We start from the raw sequence: 1130 nt of genomic DNA, 5'->3' as shown, positions 1-1130 counted from the left end.
TCGAAGAGGATCTGCCAGATCAACCCATTGGCGATGCCCGGCACGACCCAGGCGGCAAGCACCAGCGTCCGGAATGCGGCCATGCCGGGCAGGCCCCGCCGCTCTCCGCGCGCGATCATCAACGCGATGGCAAGGCCAAGCGCCTGAAGCGCCGCAACATTTATGCCGACGAACAGAAGCGTGGTTCCAAGCACGCCCGGCAGGGCCGGGTCGCTGAAGACAGCCGCAACCGCCCGCGTCGACACCCCGGTTGCCGGATCGATCAGCGTGGCGTCGCTAAAGGCAAGGCGCCCCACGTCCAGAACGGGCACCGCGTAAAACGCCGCCAGCACCGCGACGGCCGGGATCAGCCATGGGGCCGGATGGTCCTGCCCCGGGGATCGCTCGGGCGCGTTCCTCACTGCCGATCGTAGGCGGCCTGGGCCGCGGAGGCTGCCGCGTCCAGTGCCTCTTCGGGCGAGGCCGTGCCGGAGAGGACGTTGCCGATGAGTATCTGGATCTGGTTCGAGATTTCCGGATAGATCGCCGCCCCCGGCCGCGAGACCCCGTTCTCGAGCGCCGCCGCGAAGAGGTCGAATTCAGGGCCGTCATAGGCATCGTAGCGGTCGTAGATCGCCCCGGACGTGGGCAGGAGGCCCTGATAGGCGTTGCCGGGCCCGGCATAGATCTCCTTCGCGATCTCGCCGCACAGCTCGACCTTGGCCGGATCCTCCGACAGCGCTGCGATGCTCCAGCCGCCGGTGCCGGTGGCCCGCTGATCGGGCGTGGGTCCAGGGAGCTCGGAAACTTTCCAGTTCGCAAAGGTCGCGTCGTCGAGGGTGTTCCGCAACTGGCCGTATTGCCAGTTCCCGCCCACGAACATCGCCGCCGTTCCGGCGGCTGCCGCGGCGTTGAACGCGTCGTAATCGGTGATCGACGTCACCCGCCGCGGGGCGGCACCGCTCTCGACGAGATCCCGGTAATACTCCACGGCCGCGAGGAACTTCCCGCGGTTCTCTCCCTCCGCGAAGATCGGACGACCGTCATCGTCCACGAGCCGGCCGCCCTGCGCCCAGAAATTGCCGAGCCAGTCGAACGCCGTGCCTTCCCAGCGTCCGCCGTTGAAGAGGATGCCCTCGCGCCCCTCCGCC

Annotated in this window: 1 protein-coding gene and 1 pseudogene; both read right to left on the bottom strand. The window is 68.4% G+C overall.

Annotated features, from left to right (window positions below; genetic code table 11):
- Positions 1-401: pseudogene (locus tag OCH239_RS21390) on the bottom strand (sugar ABC transporter permease); the annotation flags it as partial.
- Positions 398-1130: extracellular solute-binding protein (locus OCH239_RS21385; RefSeq protein ID WP_037267539.1), on the bottom strand; the 733-nt coding region annotated here is incomplete at its 5' end. The pseudogene OCH239_RS21390 and the gene OCH239_RS21385, both read right to left, overlap by 4 nt.

This window comes from Roseivivax halodurans JCM 10272, assembly GCF_000521785.1.
Taxonomy (GTDB): Bacteria; Pseudomonadota; Alphaproteobacteria; order Rhodobacterales; family Rhodobacteraceae; genus Roseivivax; species Roseivivax halodurans.
The sequence above is the reverse complement of the archived record's forward strand: the minus strand, read 5'-3'. Positions and strand labels throughout refer to the sequence as shown.